This window comes from Levilactobacillus koreensis JCM 16448 (assembly GCF_001435525.1).
In the GTDB taxonomy this organism is placed as follows: Bacteria; Bacillota; Bacilli; order Lactobacillales; family Lactobacillaceae; genus Levilactobacillus; species Levilactobacillus koreensis.
In genome coordinates this window covers 5,655-8,652 of sequence record NZ_AZDP01000067.1, presented here as the reverse complement: position 1 = coordinate 8,652, position 2,998 = coordinate 5,655, and the positions used below count along the sequence as shown (strand labels likewise).

4 protein-coding genes are annotated in these 2,998 nt (G+C 47.3%); 2 read left to right on the top strand and 2 right to left on the bottom strand.

The features are described 5' to 3' along the window. Positions 1 to 556: 556 nt before the first annotated feature. On the bottom strand, positions 557 to 943 hold the full coding sequence (locus FC99_RS05800; RefSeq protein ID WP_048732015.1) for a CvfD/Ygs/GSP13 family RNA-binding post-transcriptional regulator: 387 nt from the start codon (positions 941 to 943) through the stop codon (positions 557 to 559). Positions 944 to 974: 31 nt separating this feature from the next. Continuing rightward, positions 975 to 1,562 carry a peptidylprolyl isomerase gene (locus FC99_RS05795; RefSeq protein ID WP_048732018.1) on the bottom strand — a complete coding sequence of 196 codons (588 nt, stop codon included), beginning with the start codon at positions 1,560 to 1,562 and terminating at the stop codon, positions 975 to 977. Positions 1,563 to 1,690: 128 nt separating this feature from the next. On the opposite strand from FC99_RS05795, the gene FC99_RS05790 reads away from it, so the two are divergent. Together FC99_RS05790 and FC99_RS05785 are read left to right on the top strand one after the other, a co-directional pair. Beyond that, complete coding sequence (locus tag FC99_RS05790) at positions 1,691 to 2,200, top strand: phosphatidylglycerophosphatase A family protein (protein ID WP_048732019.1); 510 nt, start codon at positions 1,691 to 1,693, stop codon at positions 2,198 to 2,200. A 99-nt stretch (positions 2,201 to 2,299) separates the two neighbouring features. Then, positions 2,300 to 2,968, top strand: a complete 669-nt coding sequence (locus FC99_RS05785; RefSeq protein WP_048732020.1) for a VTT domain-containing protein — start codon at positions 2,300 to 2,302, stop codon at positions 2,966 to 2,968. The last annotated feature ends 30 nt before the right edge of the window (positions 2,969 to 2,998 follow it).

Genomic DNA, 2,998 nt, shown 5'->3' with positions numbered 1-2,998 from the left:
GACAACTTTTAAAGTATATCATGTCGCCAAAACCTTGTCAACAACTTTTTTAATTTCTTTTGAATATATATTCAATATTCAGGAAACAATCAATTTCGTTGATGTCGGTAACAGACAACATAAATCATTGTATCAGTTGCTGTTTAGCTCGTCAAGCATAAATTTTAATTTGTATGGCTATCCATAAATCTAATTTTTATGCATTCAAGTTGTCGTAACGGCAACAGAGAATATCTTATCAATATTCCATGAACAGGTCAAGCAAAATCTGAAATAAAATTCACTAAAACGAAAAACTCACCTGCAGTCCTGCTAAAGGTCCCGTTTCACCGTCCCCTCCAGCAGTCCCCCCACCGCAATGTCGCCAACAACAAAGGGGGTTGGCGACAAAAGTCCCAGACTCCCTTTATGCTCCTCGAAACGTGCGACAAAAGGCAGTCATCTCCGCTTAACGTCACTAGACAAGCCCCTCCAAAACCGAGATTATTCGCCTAACGACGCTAATGTTCACTGACCAACCGCTTCCTATCCCTCTCTCAATAAAAAAGACACCCCATTAGGATGTCTGTGATTGGTCTAACTGTCGTAAGGCCTCGGCTTTCCAACCCTCTAAGTGATCAGCAATCGGTTTAAACCCAATGTTGACCCGATGATTGGTCCAGTAGTGTCGATGCTGGTGTTCATTTAATTCCACACCGTGCTCCACGTGCTCGAGACAACGAATCGACAAACTGATCTTACCAGTATATTCGTCAACGTCTAATACCACCACGTTGACTTCTTGATTAACTTTAAGGTAATCATGAATATCCTTAACGTACCCGCAATGACACTCCGAAATATGAATGAGACCTTGCCGGTGACCGCCTAAGCTCACAAATGCGCCGTATGGTTGAATCCCGGTAATGCGTCCCGTGACCCGCTGGCCGATTGCAAATGCCATGCGTTCACCTTCCTTCTATAAAGAATCGCTCTTATTCAGTAACCGTAACTTTATCCATTGTGACTGGGGTTGCGGGTTGGTCACTGGCATCTGTCTTCACCTTGGCAATGGCGTCAACGATGTCCATCCCCTTGATGACTTGACCAAATACCGTGTGCCGGAAGTCCAGCCATGGCGTCCCACCGTCTTTGTAAGCATCAACGATTTCATCAGGGAAGCCGGCATCCTTCATTTGGGCCTGCATTTGATCAGTCATATCTTTGTCCTGAACGATAAAGAACTGACTGCCATTCGTATTAGGACCAGCGTTAGCCATTGAAACGGCTCCCCGCAGGTTGTACAATTCTTGAGAAAATTCATCTTCAAACGGTTGACCCCAGATGCTCTCGCCACCCATACCAGTACCGGTAGGATCGCCACCCTGAATCATAAAGTTTGGAATGACCCGGTGGAAAGTCAGGCCATCATAGTACCCTGCCTTTGCGTGAGTCACAAAGTTTTCAACTGTCTTTGGTGCTTGTTCGGGGAAGAGCTGCAGCTGAATGGTTCCCATGGACGTTTCAATCGTTACTTGCGGACCCCTGGCGTTAGCCAAATCAATTTGTGGAAACTTTGTCATAATTATCCTCCATATCTTTTAAACACTTTCTGTCTCTACTATTATCACCGCCATTAAGAAAAAATGCAACTCAGGACATCGGTGCTATACTAGTAGATAACACTTATTTTTGATGGAGGAACCTATTTATGACTAAACCAACTACCGCCCTAAACGAACGTACGGTTGAGCTACTTAAGCAACGAGGCGTGTCCCTAGACGCCATCGCCGAACTCGTTATTTTCTTACAAAAAGACTATATTAAAGACCTCACCTTAGCTGAAGCCGAGGATAGCGTGAAAAACGTGCTTCGCAAACGAGAAGTCCAAAATGCCATCATCACCGGCATCCAGCTCGATATCGCCGCCGAAAAACACGAATTACTCGAACCCCTACAGACAATCGTCGAACGTGACGAAGGCCTTTACGGCGTAGACGAAACGATGGCGCTCTCCATTGTCGACATCTACGGCTCGATTGGTTTTACCAACTACGGGTATATTGACCGCGTCAAGCCGGGTATCTTAGCTCACCTTAATGCGCACGAACCTGGCATCATTCACACCTTCCTAGACGATCTGGTTGGTGCCGTGGCGGCCGCTGCAGCTGCCCGGCTCGCTCACGATGACCGCGGCGAACAAGACACCCCCTTCCAATAAACGTCATGTTTTTCTTAAGTTTCGTTGGACCCACTGACGGCGGGACAAAAACCCACTACAATGTGGGTACATTCAAATTAGCTAATAAGGAGTAACTTAATGGGATACCTAATCGATTTTGTCTTACACATCGATGATCACCTGGTCAACATCGTCAATACCTTTGGCGGATCGACCTACCTGATTTTGTTTGCCATCGTCTTTATTGAGACTGGTGCCGTGATTCTACCGTTTTTGCCCGGTGATTCACTACTGTTCGCTGCGGCTGCTCTGGCCGCCAACCCAGCATACGGGTTGAACATCTGGATTTTTAGTGGTCTCTTCTTATTCGCCGCGATTGCTGGTGACTCCCTAAACTTCTATTTAGGGGGCAAAGCCGGTGCGGCACTGTCCAACCATTCCTGGTTCGGTCGGCTCATCAATAAGGATAAGCTTGCCCAATCCGAAAAGTTTTTCCGCAAGCACGGGCCCCTCGCCATCTTTCTTGGGCGGTTCATGCCCATTATTCGAACGTTCGTGCCGTTTACCGCAGCGGGGTCACAATTCCCCTATCAGCGGTTTATCGCTTACAACGCGAGCGCCGCAATCACTTGGGTCTTCATCTGCTGTGGCGGTGGGTACTTCTTCGGTAACATTCCCTTCGTCAAGGCGCACTTCTCCGCCGTCGTTCTGGGGATCATCGTCATTTCCCTAATTCCCGCCGTTGTTGGCTGGTTGAAGGGGCGCAGTCATCCCCAGGCTCCCAATCGAGTTCCTGAAGACGACTAATTTTAGATAAACGCTAGTCAAATAGGCAAC

Bases quoted from the DNA above. Each gene is read 5' to 3' on its own strand.
- FC99_RS05800 (WP_048732015.1), bottom strand. From the start codon at position 943: ATGGCATTTGCAATCGGCCAGCGGGTCACGGGACGCATTACCGGGATT.
- FC99_RS05790 (WP_048732019.1), top strand. From the start codon at position 1,691: ATGACTAAACCAACTACCGCCCTAAACGAACGTACGGTTGAGCTACTT.
- FC99_RS05785 (WP_048732020.1), top strand. From the start codon at position 2,300: ATGGGATACCTAATCGATTTTGTCTTACACATCGATGATCACCTGGTC.
- FC99_RS05795 (WP_048732018.1), bottom strand. From the start codon at position 1,562: ATGACAAAGTTTCCACAAATTGATTTGGCTAACGCCAGGGGTCCGCAA.